Raw genomic sequence first — 17830 nt, 5'->3', positions numbered from 1 at the left:
TAAGAGACAGGGGGGCGGGAGCTCGGCCCGCGCGCCTCAGGCAAACTGCTCGCGGATCAGCCGTTCTTCCAGCCCGTGGCCGGGGTCGAACAATATCCGATGGGTGATGCTCTCATCCGACCGCACGATCACCGTCACCACATTCTCCACCGCCCGGCTGTCGGCCTCGGCCCGCACCGGGCGCTTCTTGGGCTGAAGCACATCAAACCGCACCTCGGCGGCCATCGGCAGCAGGGCCCCCCGCCAGCGGCGCGGGCGGAAGGCGGCGATCGGCGTCAGCGCAAGCACCTCCGCGCCGATCGGCAGGATCGGCCCGTGGGCGGAGTAGTTGTAAGCGGTCGATCCGGCGGGCGTGCACAGCAACGCCCCATCGCACACCAGCTCATCCATCCGCACCCGGCCATCCACCTGAATGCGCAGCTTCGCCGCCTGCGGCCCCTGCCGCAACAGGCTCACCTCGTTGATCGCCAGCACCTCTTCGGTGCCGCCGTCCGCGGTGAAGGCCCGCATCTTCAGCGGGTGCAGCACCTCTTCTTCCGCCGCCTCCAGCCGCTCGATCAGCGCCGGCTCGGCATATTCGTTCATCAAGAACCCGATGGTCCCGCAGTTCATCCCGTAGACCGGCGTATCCAGATGCTGGGTGTCACGCAGCGTCTGCAGCATGTGCCCGTCGCCCCCCAGCGCCACGATCACCTCGGCCTCTTCCACCGGCACATCTCCATGCTGCCCGGCCAGATGGCGGCGCGCCTCTTCAGCAATCTGGGTCTCTGCGGCCAGAAAGGCGATCTTCTCCACCGGCACCTCCTCGGGGGCATCCTCCAGGTTTCCCCACAGACTTCGCCCGCGCCGATCCGAAACACAAGTCCGCCGATATGCCGCCAAATCGCCGCGCTGCGCCGCTTTGAGCCCTTTTGCCCTGCCCCCGCATCGGCTACACCCGCGCCAACCGTTCCCTTATCCAAAGAGGCCAGCCCCATGAACGCGCCCCACCGTGACAGCGGATTTTTCACCGAAGAGCTTGCCAGCCGCGACCCGGAGATCGCCAAGGCCATCGGCCAGGAGCTCGGACGCCAGCGCGACGAGATCGAGCTGATCGCCTCCGAGAACATCGTGAGCAAGGCCGTGCTCGAAGCCCAGGGCTCGGTGCTGACCAACAAATATGCCGAAGGCTACCCCGGCAAGCGCTACTACGGCGGCTGCCAATACGTCGATATCGCCGAAACCCTCGCCATCGAGCGCGCCAAGGAGCTGTTCGGCTGCAACTTCGCCAACGTCCAGCCCAACTCCGGCTCCCAGATGAACCAGGCGGTGTTCCTCGCCCTGCTCCAGCCCGGCGACACCTTCATGGGCCTCGACCTGAACTCCGGCGGCCACCTCACCCACGGCTCCCCCGTCAACATGTCGGGCAAGTGGTTCAACGTGGTCAGCTACGGCGTGCGCCAGCAGGATCAGCTGCTCGACATGGAAGAGGTCCGCGCCAAGGCGCTGGAGCACAAGCCCAAGCTCATCCTCGCCGGCGGCACCGCCTATTCCCGCACCTGGGATTGGGCCGCCTTCCGCGAAATCGCCGATGAGGTGGGCGCCTACCTCCACGTCGACATGGCCCATATCGCCGGCCTCGTCGCGGGCGGCGCGCACCCCTCGCCGATCCCCCACGCCCACGTCTGCACCACGACGACGCACAAGTCGCTCCGTGGCCCGCGCGGCGGAATGATCCTCACCAACGACGAGGCCATCGCCAAGAAGATCAACTCCGCCGTCTTCCCCGGCCTCCAGGGCGGCCCGCTGATGCATGTCATCGCCGCCAAGGCCGTGGCCTTTGCCGAGGCCCTGCGCCCCGAGTTCAAGAGCTACGCGGCCCAGGTGGTGAAGAACGCGCAAGCCATGTCCGACCAGCTCCAGAAGGGCGGGATCGACGTGGTCTCCGGCGGCACCGACAACCACCTCCTGCTGGCCGACCTGCGGCCCAAGGGAGTGACCGGCAAGGCCGCCGAGTCCGCCCTCGGCCGGGCGCACATCACCTGCAACAAGAACGGCGTCCCGTTTGATCCCGAGAAGCCCTTCGTCACCTCCGGCATCCGCCTCGGTGCGCCCGCTGGCACCACCCGCGGCTTCGGCGAACCCGAGTTCCGCCAGATCGCCGACTGGATCGTCGCTGTCGTCGACGGCCTCGCCGCCAATGGCGAAGAGGGCAACGCCGAGATCGAGGAAAAGGTGAAGGCCGAAGTCACCGCCCTCTGCGCCCGCTTCCCGCTCTACGAGTGATCCGCGCGGGCCGTCATCCTCGGGCCTGACCCGAGGATCTCCCACCTTCCAAAACCCCGCCCACCCGGCGGGGTTTTCCTTTTGCGCTCCCCGCCGCGCCCGTCGCGAGGACGTCTCGAAGGACGGACGAGCGCACCCGGCCCCACCGTACGGTGCATTGATTAAAGCCCCTTATGTCGAATGACATGTGCATAGGATGTGCATCGCTTGTGCATGGGGTGTTGCCCATCGCTTTCCACGGTTAACGCCCGCTCCTTACCCCTCCGAACGCCCCCATTCGGCGTCCTGCATCTCGCGCAACCGGCTTGCCGTGCGCTCGAATTCAAAGGTGCCTTCGCCTTCCAGATACAGGCTTTCCGGCTGGTCGGCGGCCGAGCAGATCAGCCGCACCTTGCCCTCGTAAAGCGCATCCACCAGCGTCACGAAACGCTTGGCCTCGTTGAAGTTGGAGCGGCTCAGGCAGGGGATATCATCGACCATCAGCACCCGCGCCGCCTCGGCGATGGCGAGGTAATCCGCAGGGCCCAATGCCTTGCCGCAAAGGTCGTAAAAGCTGGCCCGCGCCACCCCGTTGCTAAAGCGCGGCAGATCCACCTCACGGCTCTTCACCACCAGCGTCAGCGGCTCGGCATCCGGCCCCGAAAGATCGGCCCAGACCTCATCCATCTTCGCCCGCGCCTCCCCGCCAAGTGGCGAGAAATACACCGGATTTCCGGCCAACCTGTCTTGCCGGTAGTCGGTGTCGGCGGCCAGTTCGCGCACCTCCATCCGGGCCTCCAGCAGCTCGATGAAGGGCACGAAGAGCTGCCGGTTGAGGCCGTTCTTGTAAAGGTCTTTCGGCGGGCGGTTCGAGGTGGTCACCACCGCCACACCGGCGGCAAAGAGCTTTTCGAACAGCCGCCCCACGATCATCGCATCGGTGATATCGGTGATCTGCATCTCGTCGAAACAGAGCAGCTCCACCTTGCCCGCCACATCCTCCGCCACGGGCCGAATGGCATCGTCCACCCCGGTCTTGCGCACCTCATGCAGCGCGCCGTGGATCTCCTGCATGAAGGCATGGAAATGCACCCGGCGCTTCTTCGGACTGTTAACGCTTTCGTAGAACATATCCATCAACATGGATTTGCCCCGGCCCACACCGCCCCACAGGTAAAGCCCCTTCACCGGCTCGGGCGCGGATTTGCCGCCAAAGAGGCCGCGCAGGCCCCCTTTCGGCTCCGGCCGAGCCTCCAGCGCGGCTCGCACCCGCTCGAAGGCGGGCAAGGCATCGCGTTGAACGGGGTCGTCCTTCAGCGTGCCGTTCGCAACGCGGGCGTCGTAAATTTCGGGCAGGGTCGCAGTCATGCCTCCGTGCTAGCCTGCGCGCCGCCCGAATTGAAGCCCAAGCCGCTGCCAAAGGCGGCCCATATGACATGAGGTGATGTACTGCATCACGAAATTCGATTTGACGAATTACTTGCGTCCGTCAATCTTCTGGCATGGAAACCCGCGCCCCCCTCCTCACCCCGGTCCTGATCGGCGGTTGCATCGTCATCCTCGTCGGCTTCGCCATCCGGGCCAGCTTCGGGGTGTTCCAGATTCCAATCGCGGAAGAGTTCAACTGGCCCCGCGCCGAGTTTTCCCTCGCCATCGCCATCCAGAACCTGGCCTGGGGCATCGGCCAGCCCATTTTCGGCGCCATCGCCGAAAAGATCGGCGACCGGAAAGCCATCATCATGGGCGCAGTGCTCTATGCCGTGGGCCTCGTCCTCAGCTCCGTCGCCGTCTCGCCGCTCCAGCACCAACTGCTTGAAATTCTTGTTGGTTTCGGCGTCGCGGGCACCGGATTCGGGGTCATCCTCGCGGTCGTCGGGCGGGCCAGCTCGGATGACAACCGCTCCATGTCCCTCGCCATCGCCACGGCGGCTGGCTCGGCGGGGCAGGTCTTCGGCGCGCCGCTGGCCGAATGGATGCTCACCTTCCTCACCTGGCAGCAGGTCTTCCTCGTCTTCGCCGTCGCCATCATCGCCGTGCTCGCCGTGCTGCCAATGATGCGCTCGCCGGTGCAGGCCAGCCGCTCCGAGCTGGAAGAATCCATCGGCCAGGTGCTGGTGCGCGCCGCCAAGGATCCGTCCTTCACCCTGATCTTCCTCGGCTTCTTCTCCTGTGGCTACCAGCTGGCCTTCGTCACCGCCCACTTCCCCGCGCTGGTGGCGGAAATGTGCGCCCCGATCCAGGCCGGCGGAATGCTCGCGGGCCTCGGCATCTCCACCACCTCGGCGCTCGGCGCGGTGGCCATCTCGCTGATCGGCCTCGCCAACATCGCCGGCACCCTCGCCGCCGGATGGGCCGGCAAGCGCTACACCAAGAAATACCTGCTCGCGGGCATCTACACCGCCCGCACCATCATCGCCGGGGCCTTCATCCTCTTCCCGATCACGCCCGCCACCGTGCTGCTCTTCTCGCTGCTGATGGGCGCGCTCTGGCTGGCCACCGTGCCGCTCACCTCGGGGCTCGTCGCCCATATCTTCGGGCTGCGCTACATGGGCACGCTCTACGGCATCGTGTTTTTCTCGCACCAGCTGGGCAGCTTCATCGGCGTCTGGCTCGGTGGGCGGATGTATGACATCTACGGCGACTATACGATGGTCTGGTGGATCGGCGTCGGCGTTGGGGCCTTCTCTGCACTCGTGCACCTGCCGATCCGCGAAAATCGCACGCCGTCACAAGGACTTGCCGCTTGATCCGCACCGCCCTCGCCGCCCTTCTCCTGCTTCTCACACCGCTGACCGCAACCGCAAAAGACACGCTCTCATGGGCGCGTGACCAGCCCCAGCCGATGCGCACCGTGCTGCTGAAAATCGCCAAGGACCCGGCCTTTGTTGCCACGCTCCGGCAGTGTCCGGCCACCGTCTACCGGCGGTCGAACACCACCTATCGCAGCGACTCTTCCTGCGCCCGCAAGCCCAATGCCTGCCTCAACAGGTGCCTCAAGGGCGATCAGTCCTCCTGTTTCAACCTGGCTCATGCGATGCAAACCGCCGCACCGCTGGAGGAGGAAAGCCAGTTTACCTACCCGCTCTTCATGCGGGCCTGTGCGCTCGGCAATGCCAACGCCTGCGTCAATGCGGCGGCCACCGCCCGCAACGGAAGCTGGCGCCCCGGCACTCGGCCCGCGCAGGCCACCGCGCCCGGCTGCCAGCTGCAAACCTATACCGAGGCCTGCACGCGCGGCGCGGCATGGGGGTGCTTCATGGAGGGCAACATCTACCGCGATGGCGCCCCCGGAACCCGGCGCAACGCGGCCCGCGCCGAGGCGCTCTATCGCCGCGCCTGCACGCTCTCCCCCCGCTCGGGCGCCTGCAAAGCCGCCTACCGCTAGAGCGTTTCGGCAAAGCCTCTCAGCGCCTTCAGCACCTCGCGCGGGTGGGTGTGCGGCAGCCCATGCCCCGCCCCGCGCACCGTCACCTGTGCGCAACCCGGCGCGCGGCGGGCCATCCGCTCGGGCGCGGCGCGGGCAATCAGCCCGTCCTCTCCGCCCCAGACGGCCAGCATCGGCAGGCCCTTCCCGTCAAGCTCCGTCAGCACCGGCCCCATCCGCTGTTTCAGCATGTGCCGCAGCGAGGAAAGCACGGCGCGACGGTAGCCCCGCGTGCGGCTCTCCGCGGCGAGACGTGCGGTGATATCCTCCACCGAAGACGGCCCCTGCGCAGCCGCCCGCCGCGCCTGCGCACGCAGGCCCATTCCGGCGAACACCGCCCAAAGCCAGTCTCCCAGCACGGGGGTTGCGACGCAGAACCGGGTGAACCTGTCCAACCTGTGGCCCAGCCCCGCCGGGGCCAGCATCGCAAGGCCCCGCACGCGCTCCGGGTAAGCCTCTGCATATGCAATGGAAATCGCGGCACCCATGGAGTAGCCCACCAGCAGAACCCGCTCGCCCGGGTGCTCCGCATCGATCACACCGGCGAGTTGTCTCACGAACAGGTCCGGCCCCTGCGCCTTTCCCGGCATGTCCGAGCCGCCCCGCCCCCAGAGATCATGGCGCAGCACCTGCCAGCCCTGCACCACGAGCCCGTCCGCGATCGCGTCGAACACCCAGGAGGGCGTCGTCAGCCCATGCACCAGCACCGCAATCGGTCGGCCCGGCAGGCCGTCTGAGGTAACGCGGGTCAGCCCGTCTTCAAGCGGCACCAATCGCCCGGGCAGCCCCGCGCGGGCCCTCTTGCGAGAGCGGCAGAAGAGCCATGCCAGCAGCGGAAGGGCAACAAGCGCCGCGCCACCCGCGGCCACAATCACCAGCCAGAGGCTCACGCCCCGACCGTGTCGAGGATATGTCGTGCCGTCATCAGATCGAGGTGTGCGCCACCACCGTTCTTGGCCACCGTGATCTCCTCGGCGCTTTCGCGGCGGAAGAGGTCGGGCTGGTAGAAATCGGCCAGCACATCGCTTTCGGAGATCACCCCGCGCGCCAGCGGATCCTTCAGCTCGCCGATATGGCCCAGCGTGGTGTCGCGGCTGTCCACGAAGAGCCGGGCGCGTTTGAGCACCTCGTCGTCGGCCTCCCGCATGTCGGGCCGGTAGGCGCCGATGAGGTCGATGTGCTGGCCAGGTTGCAGACACGCGCCGCGCAGCACCGGCTCGGTGCTCATCGTGGCCGTGGCGATGATGTCGGCCTCTGCCACCGCCGCCTCCAGATCGCCCGCCACGCGGGCCCCGGTCTCTTCGGCCAGATGCGCGGCGCGCCCGGCGGTGCGGTTCCACAGGGTAAAGGAGGCCCCCGGAAAACCCGCCGTATAGGCCCCGATCAGCGAGGCCGCCACCGTGCCCGCGCCCAGGATGAGGATGTTCCGGCTCTCCGGCCGGGCCAGGCGACGGGCGGCCAGCAGGCTGTCTCCCGCCGTCTTCCACTTGGTCACGAGGTGGAAATCCACGAAGGCCTCGGCCTCGCCCGTGGCGTCGGAAAACAGCGCCACCGCCCCGTTCACCGCAGGCTTGCCCACGGCGGAATTGCCGGGAAAGATCGTCGCCGTCTTGACCAGCGCGCCCAGCCCGTCGATCCAGGCAGCGCGGCTCAGCATCGTGTCGTCGCCGCGATAGAGAAAGCTGTCCTCGATCTCGGCCTTCGGCAGGCTGTGCCCCTTGGCCAGCGCATCCGTCAGGCCGATCCAGTTCAGCGCGGCTTCGCCCTGTTCATAGGTTATAAACTTTGGTGTGGTCATCTTGCTCTGTCCTCCCCGAGCAACCCCTCGGCCACCAGCCGCTCCGCCAGCCCGCCGGGTCCGTCGAAGAGATGCGTCTGCCAACCGCGCGATTGCGCCATGGCGATGTTGTCGGGCCGGTCGTCGGCAAACAGCAGGGCCTCGGGGGCCACGCCGCAATCCGCCTCGACCATGGCGTATATCTCCGGGTCCGGCTTGGCCACGCCCATGTGGCCCGAGATGTAGCGTTTGTCGAACTCGGCCAGAAACGGGTAGTGGCGTTCGCCCAGCTCGAAGCTCTGGATGCCGAAGTTCGACAGGGCGAACACTGGCACGCCCCCCGCCCGGAGCGCGCGCAGCAGCCGCACCGAATGGTCGATCGCGGGCTGTGCCATCTCGATCCAACGGTCGTGCCAGAGGGTGATTTCAGCCATCCAGTCAGGATTGGCCGCCGCCGTCTCCATCACCATGTCCCGAAAGGTCTCGCCCCGGTCCACCCGGTCGTTCATGCCGTGCAGGTCCACTTCGGCAAACAGCCGCTCGCGCCGCTCCCGACCGATCTCGGCATCGTAGAACCGCTCTGGGTTCCACTCGATCAAGACGTTGCCGATGTCGAAGATGACGGCGCTGACGGGCATGGAGAGTCCTTTCCGGGAGTGTCGCGACAAACTCAACCATCTGACGTTGCGGCCCTCAACCCCCTGCGCGCGTTGCGCCGGTTGCCCGGGGGCGCATCGCGGCTACACTCGGGTCAAACGGCAGAGGAGGCCCCCATGGACGATATCGTGATTCTCGACGGTGCGCGCACCGCCATCGGCACCTTCGGCGGGGCCCTCGCCAGCACGCCGCCCGCCCAGCTTGGCGCGGTTGCGGCCCGCGAAGCGATGCAGCGCGCAGGCGTGGAGCCGGGGCAGATCGGCCACGTGGTGTGTGGCCATGTCATCAACACCGAGCCGCGCGACATGTACCTGAGCCGCGTCGCGGCGATGGAGGCGGGCATCCCCGAGAGCACCCCGGCGATGAACGTCAATCGCCTCTGTGGCTCCGGCGCGCAGGCCATCGTCTCGGCCACGCAGGCGCTTGCGATGGGCGATTCTGACTTCGCCCTTGCAGGCGGGGCCGAGAGCATGAGCCGCTCGCCCTACATCATGCCCGAGGCCCGCTGGGGCCAGAAGATGGGCGATATCAAGTCCCTGGATATGATGCTCGGCGCCCTCAACTGCCCCTTCGGCACCGGCCACATGGGGGTGACGGCAGAGAATGTCGCCGCCGAGCATCAGGTCAGCCGCGCCGATCAGGACAACTTCGCGCTCGAAAGCCAGAACAGGGCGGCAGCCGCCATCGCCGAGGGCCGCTTTCAAAGCCAGATCGTGCCGGTGGAGATCCGGGTGAAGCGCGAGATGGTGCCCTTCGCCACCGACGAGCACCCCAAGGCCACCTCCGCCGAAAAGCTCGCAGGCCTCCGCCCCGCCTTCCAGAAAGACGGCACCGTGACGGCGGGCAACGCCAGCGGCATCAATGACGGGGCAGCGGCGCTGGTGCTGGCCCGCGCCGAGGCTGCCGAGAAGGCGGGCCTGAAGCCGCGCGCCCGCGTCATCGGCTATGCCCACGCGGGCGTCAGCCCCCACGTCATGGGCATCGGCCCGGTCCCCGCCGTGCAGGCCCTCTGCGCCCGCACCGGCCTCAGCGTGGATGATTTCGACGTGATCGAAAGCAACGAGGCCTTCGCCGCGCAGGCCATCGCCGTCAACCGCGGCCTCGGGCTCGACGCATCCAAGGTCAACCCCAACGGCGGCGCCATCGCCCTTGGCCACCCGGTCGGGGCGACGGGCGCGATCATCACCGTCAAGGCGCTTTACGAGCTGGAGCGCACTGGCGGCAAGCGCGCGCTTGTCACCATGTGCATCGGCGGCGGTCAGGGGATTGCGGTAGCGCTGGAAGCGCTCTGACCAGAAACACGCTGGAAGCGCTCTGACTTAAGTGGCTGGAAGCGCTTTGGGCCTCACTCGAAGCCGAAACTCTCCAACACCCGGCCCGACAGCGTGGCCGGGAAATCATCGGGCGAGCCGATCGGCACCGCCTCCTCTGAAATCTGCGCCAGTGCCACAACACCGGCATTCCCATTCGGGTTGGGCACGCCGACCATCCGCCAGTGAATCAGCCCGTAATCCTCGTGCCGGTAGGTGCCGAAGATCTCGACCGCGCTGTTCCGGCCAACACTCACCTTGCGCACGTTCTGACGGCTGGCGTCGGGCTTGCCGTTGACGAACTGGCCCACGGCGACGGCCAGCAGCATCTCGCGCAGGTAATCCATCCGCATGTCTTCGTCCGCCTCGGGCAGCGTCAGCTCGCTGAAGGTGATCGATTCAACCAGCCCGCCGCCCGGCGTGGAAAAGACGAACTTCACCAGCCCGACCTGGGGCGTTTCCACCACCCGGCTCTCGTAGCTGCCATCGCCCGAAAGCGGGACGACCACGGCGAAAGGCGCTGCATCGGGCTTGCCGTGCTTGGTAAGATAGTCCGCATCCGCCTTGAAGGTCTCGCCCGCCACGATGTCATCGGTCGAGGCGAGGTTGAGGCTGAAGCCCCCAAGCTCGGCGGTTTGCGCAGCAAGTTCGGGCTCGGGCGCGTCGCCGGCGGATTGGGCCGCAAGCGGCGCGGCGGCGAGGGTGAGAGCCGTGAGGAGGGCAGGAAAACGCATCATCTAAAAGCTATCCGGTCTGAGACTATGAATGGCCGCAGTCTAGCCGCGCCCCGGCACAAAGGGAAAGCCCGCAGCCGCAAACGCCCGCTATTGTGAAGGCTCCTCGCTCTCCCCGGGCTGGCCTGCCGTGTCCTGCACCGGCGGGGCGGTCAGCCGCAGGGTGGAAAGCGCCATGCCGGTGAGGCTATCCGAGAAGTCCCCATCCGCGATCTCCCGATACGCCTGGTTGACATGGCTCACGGCATAGAGGCTCTCGGGCCGCGCCGGATCGGGCAGGGCAATGAAGCGATAGGTATAGCGCGCCTCGTCGCGCGGATCGAGGTAGGTGCCGGTGAGTTCCAGGGCGCGATAGCCCTCGCCCGCGCCCAGCCGGATTTCGCGCACCTCGCCCGAAGTGACCTCCTCGAACTTCTGACTCAGCAGCGCCGGGCCCTGCTCGGCGAGCTTCGGCCCGATTGCGCCGAGGCGCGCGTCCATCTCACCCATCGGAATGCGGATCGGCGCCATGAACAGGCTCTCGAGGAAGGCTTCGTCTTCCGCGCGGAAGTTGAACTGCACCACGCCGCCCTCGGGCAGTTCCTCCACTCCGATCTGGTGGGTCTGCTCGGGCCGCTTGGGCAGGATGATCTGAAACGCCACGCCCGGCGCCTTGCCGGTGCGCTGCACAAAGCCCCGGTCCACCCGGTAGGTGCGCCCGATCACCACCTGCTCGGAGGCGGCAGCCACCTCCGCAGGCGTCGGGCCTCCACGGCGCATCGTCTCGCGCGCAACCAGCGCAACGCCCGCCACGAGGACGGCAAGGATTATCAGGTTGATCGGACGAAACATCGGCCACTCTGCTCGGTTTTGCCCGACAATATTCAAGCGTCGGCGGCCCCGCAATGCGCAGTTGCACCGCACGCCGGATCAATGCTCTATGAAGCCGAGCGAAGGGGCAGGGCATGGCAGACATATCGGCGAAAAAGCGCATCTGGGGCTGGTTTTTCTTCGATTGGGCTTCCCAACCCTACAACACCCTGCTGCTCACCTTCATCTTCGCGCCCTACGTCGGATCGGTGCTGGAAGACGGCAGCCGCGCGCAGGCCGCATGGGGTTTCGGCGTGGGCGCGGCGGGCATCGTCATCGCCCTGCTCGCCCCCATCCTTGGCGCCATGGCCGACACCTCGGGCCGCCGCGTGCGCTGGATCTGGGGCTTTTCGGTGCTCTACGTGCTGGGCGCCTATGGCCTGTGGTGGGCCGAGCCAACCGATTTCGACCTCACCCGCACGCTCATCTTCTTCGCCATCGGCCTGATCGGCATGGAGTTCGCCACCATCTTCACCAACTCGATGCTGCCCGATCTCGGCACACGGGAGGAGATCGGCCGCATCTCGGGCAACGGCTGGGCCTTCGGTTACGTTGGCGGCCTCTTCGCGCTGGTCATCATGCTGGTCTTTTTCGCCGAAAGCCCGACAACCGGCAAAACCATGGCCGGCCTCTCCCCCCTGTTCGGACTCGACCCCGAAACCCGTGAAGGCACCCGCGCCGTCGGGCCGCTGACCGCGCTTTGGTATGTCGTCTTCATGGTGCCCTTCTTCCTCTGGGTCCGCGACCCGCGCCGCGAGAAGCCCTCCGCCGGCGCGGTAAAAAAGGCCCTCAGCGGGCTGGGCAACACCCTGCGCACCCTGCCGCAATCGCCCTCGCTGCTGGCCTACCTCACCTCGTCGATGTTCTACCGCGACGCGCTGAACGGCATGTATACCTTCGGCGGCATCTACGCGGCGGGCGTGCTCGGCTGGTCGGTGGTGCAGACCGGCATCTTCGGCATCCTCGCCATCATCACTGGCGCCGTCTTTGCCTGGATCGGCGGGCGGGCCGATGTGGCCTTCGGCCCCAAGCCGGTGATCGTCACCTGCGTTCTCGTGCTCACCGGCGTGGCCGTCTCGGTGGTTCTGGTCAGCCGCGAAAGCGTGTTCCTCGTGCCGGTCGGGGCCGACAGCCAGTTGCCCGACCTCGCCTTCTACCTGCTCGGCGCCGTGATCGGCGCGGCGGGCGGGGTGCTTCAGGCCGCCTCACGCACCATGATGGTGCGCCAGGCCAACCCCGCGCGGATGACAGAGGCCTTCGGGCTCTACGCGCTGGCGGGCAAGGCCACCTCCTTCATCGCGCCCATCTCCATCGGCGTGGCGACAACGCTCACCGGATCACAGCAACTTGGGGTCACACCCCTGATCGGCCTCTTCATTATTGGCCTCATTCTGCTACTCTGGGTGAAACCGGACGGAGCAGTAAAGCAATGATGATCCGAGCAGCCCTGACTTCCCTTTCCATCGCCCTCGCCGTGGCCCTCGTGCCTGCGCTGGCTCCCGCGCCCGCCGAGGCGCAGCAAAAGGCCAACCGCCTCTTCGGGTCGCACCCCGAAGGCTCACGGCAACGCCCCGAATCCATCGGCTTCTACTCCAAGGGCTGCGCCGCGGGCCTTGTCGAGCTGCCCGAGACCGGGCCGACATGGCAGGCCATGCGCCTCTCGCGCAACCGCAACTGGGGCCACCCCGAAACCATTGCCTTCATCCAGCGGCTATCGTCCGGCGTGCGCAAATTCGGCTGGCCCGGGCTCTACATCGGCGACATCTCGCAACCGCGCGGCGGCCCGATGACCTCGGGCCACTCCAGCCACCAGATCGGCCTCGATATCGACATCTGGATGAACAAGCCCAAAAGCCTGCGCCTCTCACGCAGCGCCCGCGAGAATATCTCGGCCATCTCGGTGCGGGCCAAAAGCCAGAAGTCGGTCAACGGCAACTGGACAGGGGCGCATGCCGCCGTGCTGGAACTCGCCGCGCGCGACCCGGCGGTGGACCGCATCTTCGTCACGCCCCCGGTCAAGATCTTCCTCTGCGAGCGGGCCAAGCGGCGTGACAAAAAATGGCTGCAAAAGATCCGCCCGCTCTATGGTCACCACTACCACTTCCACGTTCGCCTCAAATGCCCGCGCGGCGACCGTGAATGCGTCACCCAGCAGCCCTCTGTCGATGAGCTCTCCAAGGGCGGCGACGGCTGCGACGAGACCCTGCAATGGTGGGTGACCGATTACCTGAACCCGCCCAAGGTGAAGGCCGGCGACAAGAAAAAGGCCGCACCGCGCAAGAAGCACCCGCGCGATTTCACCATGGCCGATCTGCCCCGCTCATGCGTCGGCGTTCTCAACTCGGACTAAGCCTCACCGCGCTCGCGCTTCTCTCCGGCCTCGCCCTCGCGGCAGGGCAAGGGGGTGGGCGCGTGGCGTCGGTGAGCCTTGGCAGCAGCGACGAAGACCGGCGCTTCGGCGGCTTCTCCGGCATCGAGGTGTCGAATGACGGCACCCGCTTCTGGGCGCTCTCCGACCGCGCCGCACTGGCCGAGGGGCGGCTCACTCGCAACGAGGCGGGCACGCTCACCGGGCTGGAGGTGCTGCACCATACCCGCCTGACCGATCCCGACGGCCACCTTGTGAACGGCTACGAAAGCGACTCCGAGGGGCTGGCGCGGCGCGACAATGGCCGTTTCTACGTGAGTTTCGAAGGCTATCACAGGATCTGGACCTGGCGCGGCGATGACATCATGCAGGGAGGCGAGGCCGCGTGGATGCCCCGCCATCCCGATTTCAAGACGCTCCAGAGCAATTCCGCGCTGGAGGCCCTCGCCATTGATGCCGAAGGCGCGCTCTATACCCTGCCGGAACGCTCCGGCGCCTACTCGCGCCCCTTCCCGGTCTACCGCTACGCCGATGGCGTCTGGCAGATCGTCGGCAGCGTCGAGCGGCAGGGCGAATGGTTGCCCGTGGGCGCCGACTTCGATGACAAGGGCCGCTTTACCCTGCTCTGGCGCCACTTCACCGGCTACGGCTTCTCCTCCCGCATTACCCGCCACGAGATGACAGGCGATATCTGGCCCGCCCGCGTGCTCTACGAAACCGGCGCGCTCACCCATGGCAACCTCGAAGGCCTGTCGCTCTGGCGCGACGCGCGCGGGCAGCTTCGCGCGGTGATGGTCTCGGACGACAACTTCAACGGCTACCAGCGCAGCGAGATCGTCGAGGTCATGCTGGACGACTAGGTGTTGCAATGTGGCCGGGCTGGCGTTATGCCCCCGCCGTCCCGCAGGGTGCGGGGCCAAGTCCCCGACCACCTTGCAAAAACGGGCCACACCATGAAGACCAATCTCATCATCGGCGTTCTCGCCATGGCTGCCGTCGTCGTGGCCTCCAACATCCTCGTGCAGCATCTGCTGGGCGATTGGCTGACATGGGGCGCGCTGACCTACCCCATCGCCTTCCTCGTCACCGACACGATGAACCGCCTCTACGGCGCCCGCACCGCCCGCAAGGTGGTGATCGCCGGTTTCGTCGTCGGCGTCGCCTGCTCCTTCGTCGGCTCCCAGATCCAGGGCGAGTTCGGCCCGCTCGTCACCCTGCGCGTCGCGCTCGGCTCGGGCCTCGCTTTTCTTTCTGCCCAATTGTTGGACGTTGCGGTGTTTGACCGGATGCGCGCGCGGGCATGGTGGCAAGCCCCCCTCGGCTCCACCCTCCTCGGAAGCACCGTCGATACGGTGATCTTCTTCTCCCTCGCCTTCTCCGCCACCTTCAACGGGCTGGAGCCGGGGAACGTGCCAGGCTGGGCGCAAGAGGGCGTTCCCCTTTTGGGACAAGGCCCCGTGGCCCCGCTCTGGGTCTCGCTCGCCGTCGCCGACTGGGGCGTGAAGCTGGCGCTGGCCGCCCTCGCCCTCATCCCTTTCCGCCTCATCACCGCGTCTTTCGCGCGGGCAGAAAAAGTTTGACAGGCGCGCACCTCCTGATTCACGCTGAACTTGCGTTTTTGAAACAGCTGAAAGGAGGTGATCCAGTGTCGAGAGCTACATTGGAGAGAGGTGTCGGGACAACAGCGGAGGTTCGCACGTAGGGCAAACCCTGCGGCGTGAATGTCGCTTTTGGCCGATGGTCTAACCGGACCTCGCCTCCAAAACAGTTCGATAGGGCCGCTCCGGCATCCGGGGCGGCCCTTTTGATTGAGAGCAGCAAGGCGCTAGGTTCGGGATCATGCCGATACGGGTCAACGATCAGATCACCATCGAGGATTGGGAGCTTGCGGAGGTCTTCACCACCGCCCAGGGCCCCGGCGGGCAGAACGTGAACAAGGTGAGCACGGCAGTCGAGCTGCGCTTTGCCGCCGCCAACTCACCCAACCTGCCGCCCCCGGTGAAGACCCGCCTGCGCCGTCTGGCCGGTCGCCGCTGGACCGAGGCCGGCGAGGTGCTGCTCTTCGTGCAGGACACCCGCAGCCAGGCGCAAAACCGCGAACTGGCCCGCGAGCGGCTGGCTGAGTTGATCCGCAAGGCCTGCGAAAAGCCCAAACGCCGCATCCCCACCCGCCCGACGCTGGGCTCGAAAAAGCGGAGGCTCAAGGCCAAGAAGGTCCGCGGCGAGGTCAAGGCGATGCGCGGCAAGGTCGACCCCGAGGCCTGACGAACTTTCGTACGAAAATTCGTGGCTACCCGAGCGCCGACCAGAGCATCTTCAGCGCCGAGAGGAAGAGGAAGGCCGCAAAGGCAAGCTTGAGGCGTGCCGGGTTCAGCCGGTGAGCGATGTTGGACCCCACCGGCGCGGTGAAGACCGAGGCCGAGAAGATCAGCACCGCCGCCGGGATCGACACGTAGCCCAGCGAATAGGGCGGCCTCAGCGGCACCCCGATCCCCGACCAGACAAACCCGATCACCGCAGGCACGGCAATCACCAGCCCGAAGGCCGCCGCCGTGCCCACCGCGCGATGCACCGGAAAGGAAAACGCCGTCAGCGTCGGCACCGAAAGCGTGCCGCCCCCAATCCCCATCAGCGCCGAGAACACCCCGATGAACCCCGGCACCAGCCCCCGCGCAATCGGCCCTTGCGGCAGCTCATCGGCCAGCACGATCTTCTTGGGGAGTGCCATGTTGATCGACACCAGCAGCGCGATCACCCCGAAGATCAGCGTCAGCCCGCTCGATGCAATCACCTTCGACAGCAGCCCGCCGATCAACGCCCCAACAAAGATCACCGGCGCCCAGCTCTTCAACAAGGCCGCGTCGATCGCCCCCTTCTTATGGTGCGACCGCGCCGAGCTGATGGAGGTCGGGATGATGGTTGCAAGCGAGGTCGCAACAGCGACATGCATGGCCACCGCATCGGGCACCCCCAGCCAGTCGAACAGCCAGAACAGCACCGGCACGATCACGATACCGCCGCCCACGCCCAAAAGCCCGGCCAGCACCCCGGCCACGGCCCCCGTCGCCACCAGCCCCACGGCCAGCGCAAACAGCAGGCCCAGCGAATAGGTGTCGCTCAAACAACCACCTCCATCGCCTCTTGCGCGCCCACGTCGAACACCCGCTTGTAGCGGGCGATCTCCTCGGCAGACCCCATCGCCTTCTTCGGGTTGTCCGAAAGCTTCACCGTCGGCCGCCCGTTGGCCGAAACCGCCTTGCAGACAAGGGAGAACGGCGCCAGCGCATCGCCCGGCGTCAGGCCGCGGAAGTCATTGGTCAACAGCGTCCCCCAGCCGAAAGACACCCGCACCCGACCCCGGAACTGGGCCGAAAGCTCCTCGATCTTCTCCACGTCGAGCCCGTCGGAGAAGATCACCAGCTTCTGCGTCGGGTCTTCCCCGCGCGATTTCCACCAGTTGATCGCCACCTCGGCCCCCGTTGCCGGGTCGCCGGAATCGATCCTGATGCCCGTCCACCCGGCCAGCCAGTCGGGCGCATTCGCAAGAAACCCCTCGGTGCCATAGGTGTCGGGCAGGATGATCCGCAGGTTGCCGTCATGCTCCTCGTGCCAGTCACTCAGCACGTCATAGGGCGCGCGGGCCAGCGCGGCATCATCCTCGGCCAATGCGGCATAGACCATGGGCAGCTCGTGCGCATTGGTGCCAATCGCCTCAAGGTCACGGTTCTTGGCGATCAGGCAATTGGAAGTGCCGGTAAACTTGTCGCCCAGCCCTTCCACCATCGCCCGCACGCACCAGTCCTGCCACAAAAACGAATGCCGCCGCCGCGTACCGAAATCCGCCAGCCGCAGGCCCTCGACCTCGCGCAGCCGCTCGATTTTCTCCCACAACTTGGTCATCGCTCGGGCATAGAGCACTTGAAGCTCGAACCGGGCCATCTCGTTGAGCACCGCGCGGCCCCGCAGCTCCATCAGCACCGCCAGCGCCGGGATCTCCCAAAGCATCACTTCGGGCCAGGAGCCTTCAAATGTCAGCTCATACTGGTCGCCCACCCGCTCAAGGTGGTAGGCGGGCAGCCGCAGGTTCTCGAACCACTCCATGAAGTCCGGCCGGAACATCTGCCGCTTGCCGTAAAAGGTGTTGCCGCGCAGCCATGTGCTCTCACCCCGGGTCAGCGAGAGCGAGCGGATGTGGTCGAGCTGCTCCCTCAGCTCGCCCTCGTCGATCAGCTTGGCCAGCGGCACCGACTTGGTCCGGTTGATCAGGCTGAAGGTCACCTGCGTGTCGGGCTTGTTGCGAAACACCGACTGGCACATCAGCAGCTTGTAGAAATCCGTGTCGATGAGCGATCGCACGATGGGGTCGATCTTCCACTTGTGGTTATAGACGCGGCTGGCGATGTCGACCATCTGGTCCTCCGGGGTGGTGCCGGACGGTTAAAGCAAGGGGGGCCGGGGGAGTCCAGC

General features: G+C 66.6%; 18 protein-coding genes. 9 read left to right on the top strand and 9 right to left on the bottom strand.

Going from position 1 to position 17830, the window contains the following annotated elements:
- Positions 1-36: 36 nt before the first annotated feature.
- Positions 37-801 (bottom strand): NAD kinase, encoded by a 765-nt coding sequence (locus DYI42_RS19760; protein WP_213548305.1) that lies wholly within the window; start codon positions 799-801, stop codon positions 37-39.
- A gap of 174 nt (positions 802-975) precedes the next feature.
- Here DYI42_RS19760 and glyA point away from each other — a divergent pair, with 174 nt between their 5' ends.
- Positions 976-2265 carry a serine hydroxymethyltransferase gene (gene glyA / locus DYI42_RS19755; protein WP_213548303.1) on the top strand — a complete coding sequence of 430 codons (1290 nt, stop codon included), beginning with the start codon at positions 976-978 and terminating at the stop codon, positions 2263-2265.
- 255 nt (positions 2266-2520) lie between these two features.
- Here the strand turns inward: glyA and zapE are convergent, their stop codons facing one another.
- Entirely contained in the window at positions 2521-3612 is a 1092-nt protein-coding gene (zapE, locus tag DYI42_RS19750; RefSeq protein ID WP_213548301.1) for a cell division protein ZapE, read from the bottom strand.
- A gap of 134 nt (positions 3613-3746) precedes the next feature.
- Between zapE and DYI42_RS19745 the strand changes: the two genes are divergently transcribed.
- Positions 3747-4991 (top strand): MFS transporter, encoded by a 1245-nt coding sequence (locus DYI42_RS19745; protein WP_213548300.1) that lies wholly within the window; start codon positions 3747-3749, stop codon positions 4989-4991.
- Entirely contained in the window at positions 4988-5629 is a 642-nt protein-coding gene (locus DYI42_RS19740; protein ID WP_213548299.1) for a hypothetical protein, read from the top strand. The genes DYI42_RS19745 and DYI42_RS19740 overlap by 4 nt, the downstream gene beginning before the upstream one ends.
- On the opposite strand, the gene DYI42_RS19735 is transcribed toward DYI42_RS19740, so the two are convergent.
- Genes DYI42_RS19735 through DYI42_RS19725 form a run of 3 tightly spaced genes read right to left on the bottom strand, consistent with a single transcriptional unit; the run spans position 5626 to position 8083 of the window.
- A complete protein-coding gene (locus DYI42_RS19735) occupies positions 5626-6558 on the bottom strand; it encodes an alpha/beta fold hydrolase (protein ID WP_213548298.1) in 933 nt (310 codons plus the stop codon). The genes DYI42_RS19740 and DYI42_RS19735 overlap by 4 nt on opposite strands.
- Positions 6555-7466 (bottom strand): ornithine cyclodeaminase family protein, encoded by a 912-nt coding sequence (locus tag DYI42_RS19730; protein ID WP_213548297.1) that lies wholly within the window; start codon positions 7464-7466, stop codon positions 6555-6557. The genes DYI42_RS19735 and DYI42_RS19730 overlap by 4 nt, the downstream gene beginning before the upstream one ends.
- Entirely contained in the window at positions 7463-8083 is a 621-nt protein-coding gene (locus DYI42_RS19725; RefSeq protein WP_213548296.1) for an HAD family hydrolase, read from the bottom strand. The genes DYI42_RS19730 and DYI42_RS19725 overlap by 4 nt, the downstream gene beginning before the upstream one ends.
- Positions 8084-8218: 135 nt before the next feature.
- Between DYI42_RS19725 and DYI42_RS19720 the strand changes: the two genes are divergently transcribed.
- Positions 8219-9394 carry an acetyl-CoA C-acyltransferase family protein gene (locus DYI42_RS19720; protein WP_213548295.1) on the top strand — a complete coding sequence of 392 codons (1176 nt, stop codon included), beginning with the start codon at positions 8219-8221 and terminating at the stop codon, positions 9392-9394.
- Positions 9395-9447: 53 nt separating this feature from the next.
- Here DYI42_RS19720 and DYI42_RS19715 read toward each other — a convergent pair whose 3' ends face one another.
- Positions 9448-10149, bottom strand: a complete 702-nt coding sequence (locus DYI42_RS19715; RefSeq protein ID WP_213548293.1) for a hypothetical protein — start codon at positions 10147-10149, stop codon at positions 9448-9450.
- 87 nt (positions 10150-10236) lie between these two features.
- A complete protein-coding gene (locus tag DYI42_RS19710) occupies positions 10237-10977 on the bottom strand; it encodes a hypothetical protein (protein ID WP_213548292.1) in 741 nt (246 codons plus the stop codon).
- Between the two features lie 113 nt (positions 10978-11090).
- On the opposite strand from DYI42_RS19710, the gene DYI42_RS19705 reads away from it, so the two are divergent.
- The 5 genes from DYI42_RS19705 to arfB all read left to right on the top strand — a co-directional run bounded on the left by DYI42_RS19705 (position 11091) and on the right by arfB (position 15628).
- Positions 11091-12428: an MFS transporter gene (locus tag DYI42_RS19705; RefSeq protein WP_213548289.1), complete on the top strand. Its 1338-nt coding sequence runs from the start codon at positions 11091-11093 to the stop codon at positions 12426-12428.
- Positions 12428-13345: a penicillin-insensitive murein endopeptidase gene (mepA, locus tag DYI42_RS19700; protein ID WP_213548307.1), complete on the top strand. Its 918-nt coding sequence runs from the start codon at positions 12428-12430 to the stop codon at positions 13343-13345. The genes DYI42_RS19705 and mepA overlap by 1 nt, the downstream gene beginning before the upstream one ends.
- Entirely contained in the window at positions 13318-14223 is a 906-nt protein-coding gene (locus DYI42_RS19695) for an esterase-like activity of phytase family protein (protein WP_213548287.1), read from the top strand. The genes mepA and DYI42_RS19695 overlap by 28 nt, the downstream gene beginning before the upstream one ends.
- A 93-nt stretch (positions 14224-14316) precedes the next feature.
- Positions 14317-14943 (top strand): queuosine precursor transporter, encoded by a 627-nt coding sequence (locus DYI42_RS19690; protein WP_213548285.1) that lies wholly within the window; start codon positions 14317-14319, stop codon positions 14941-14943.
- A gap of 259 nt (positions 14944-15202) precedes the next feature.
- Positions 15203-15628, top strand: coding sequence for an alternative ribosome rescue aminoacyl-tRNA hydrolase ArfB (gene arfB, locus DYI42_RS19685; RefSeq protein ID WP_213548283.1), 426 nt, complete (start codon positions 15203-15205; stop codon positions 15626-15628).
- Positions 15629-15653: 25 nt separating this feature from the next.
- Here arfB and DYI42_RS19680 read toward each other — a convergent pair whose 3' ends face one another.
- Positions 15654-16484 (bottom strand): sulfite exporter TauE/SafE family protein, encoded by an 831-nt coding sequence (locus tag DYI42_RS19680; RefSeq protein ID WP_213548281.1) that lies wholly within the window; start codon positions 16482-16484, stop codon positions 15654-15656.
- The gene (pncB, locus tag DYI42_RS19675) at positions 16481-17773 is read right to left on the bottom strand and encodes a nicotinate phosphoribosyltransferase (protein WP_213548279.1); all 1293 of its coding nucleotides are present in this window, start codon (positions 17771-17773) and stop codon (positions 16481-16483) included. Before pncB ends, DYI42_RS19680 begins: the two co-directional genes overlap by 4 nt.
- Between the last annotated feature and the right edge of the window lie 57 nt (positions 17774-17830).

The organism is Vannielia litorea (genome assembly GCF_018424695.1).
GTDB lineage: Bacteria > Pseudomonadota > Alphaproteobacteria > Rhodobacterales > Rhodobacteraceae > Vannielia > Vannielia litorea_A.
The sequence above is the reverse complement of the archived record's forward strand: the minus strand, read 5'-3'. Positions and strand labels throughout refer to the sequence as shown.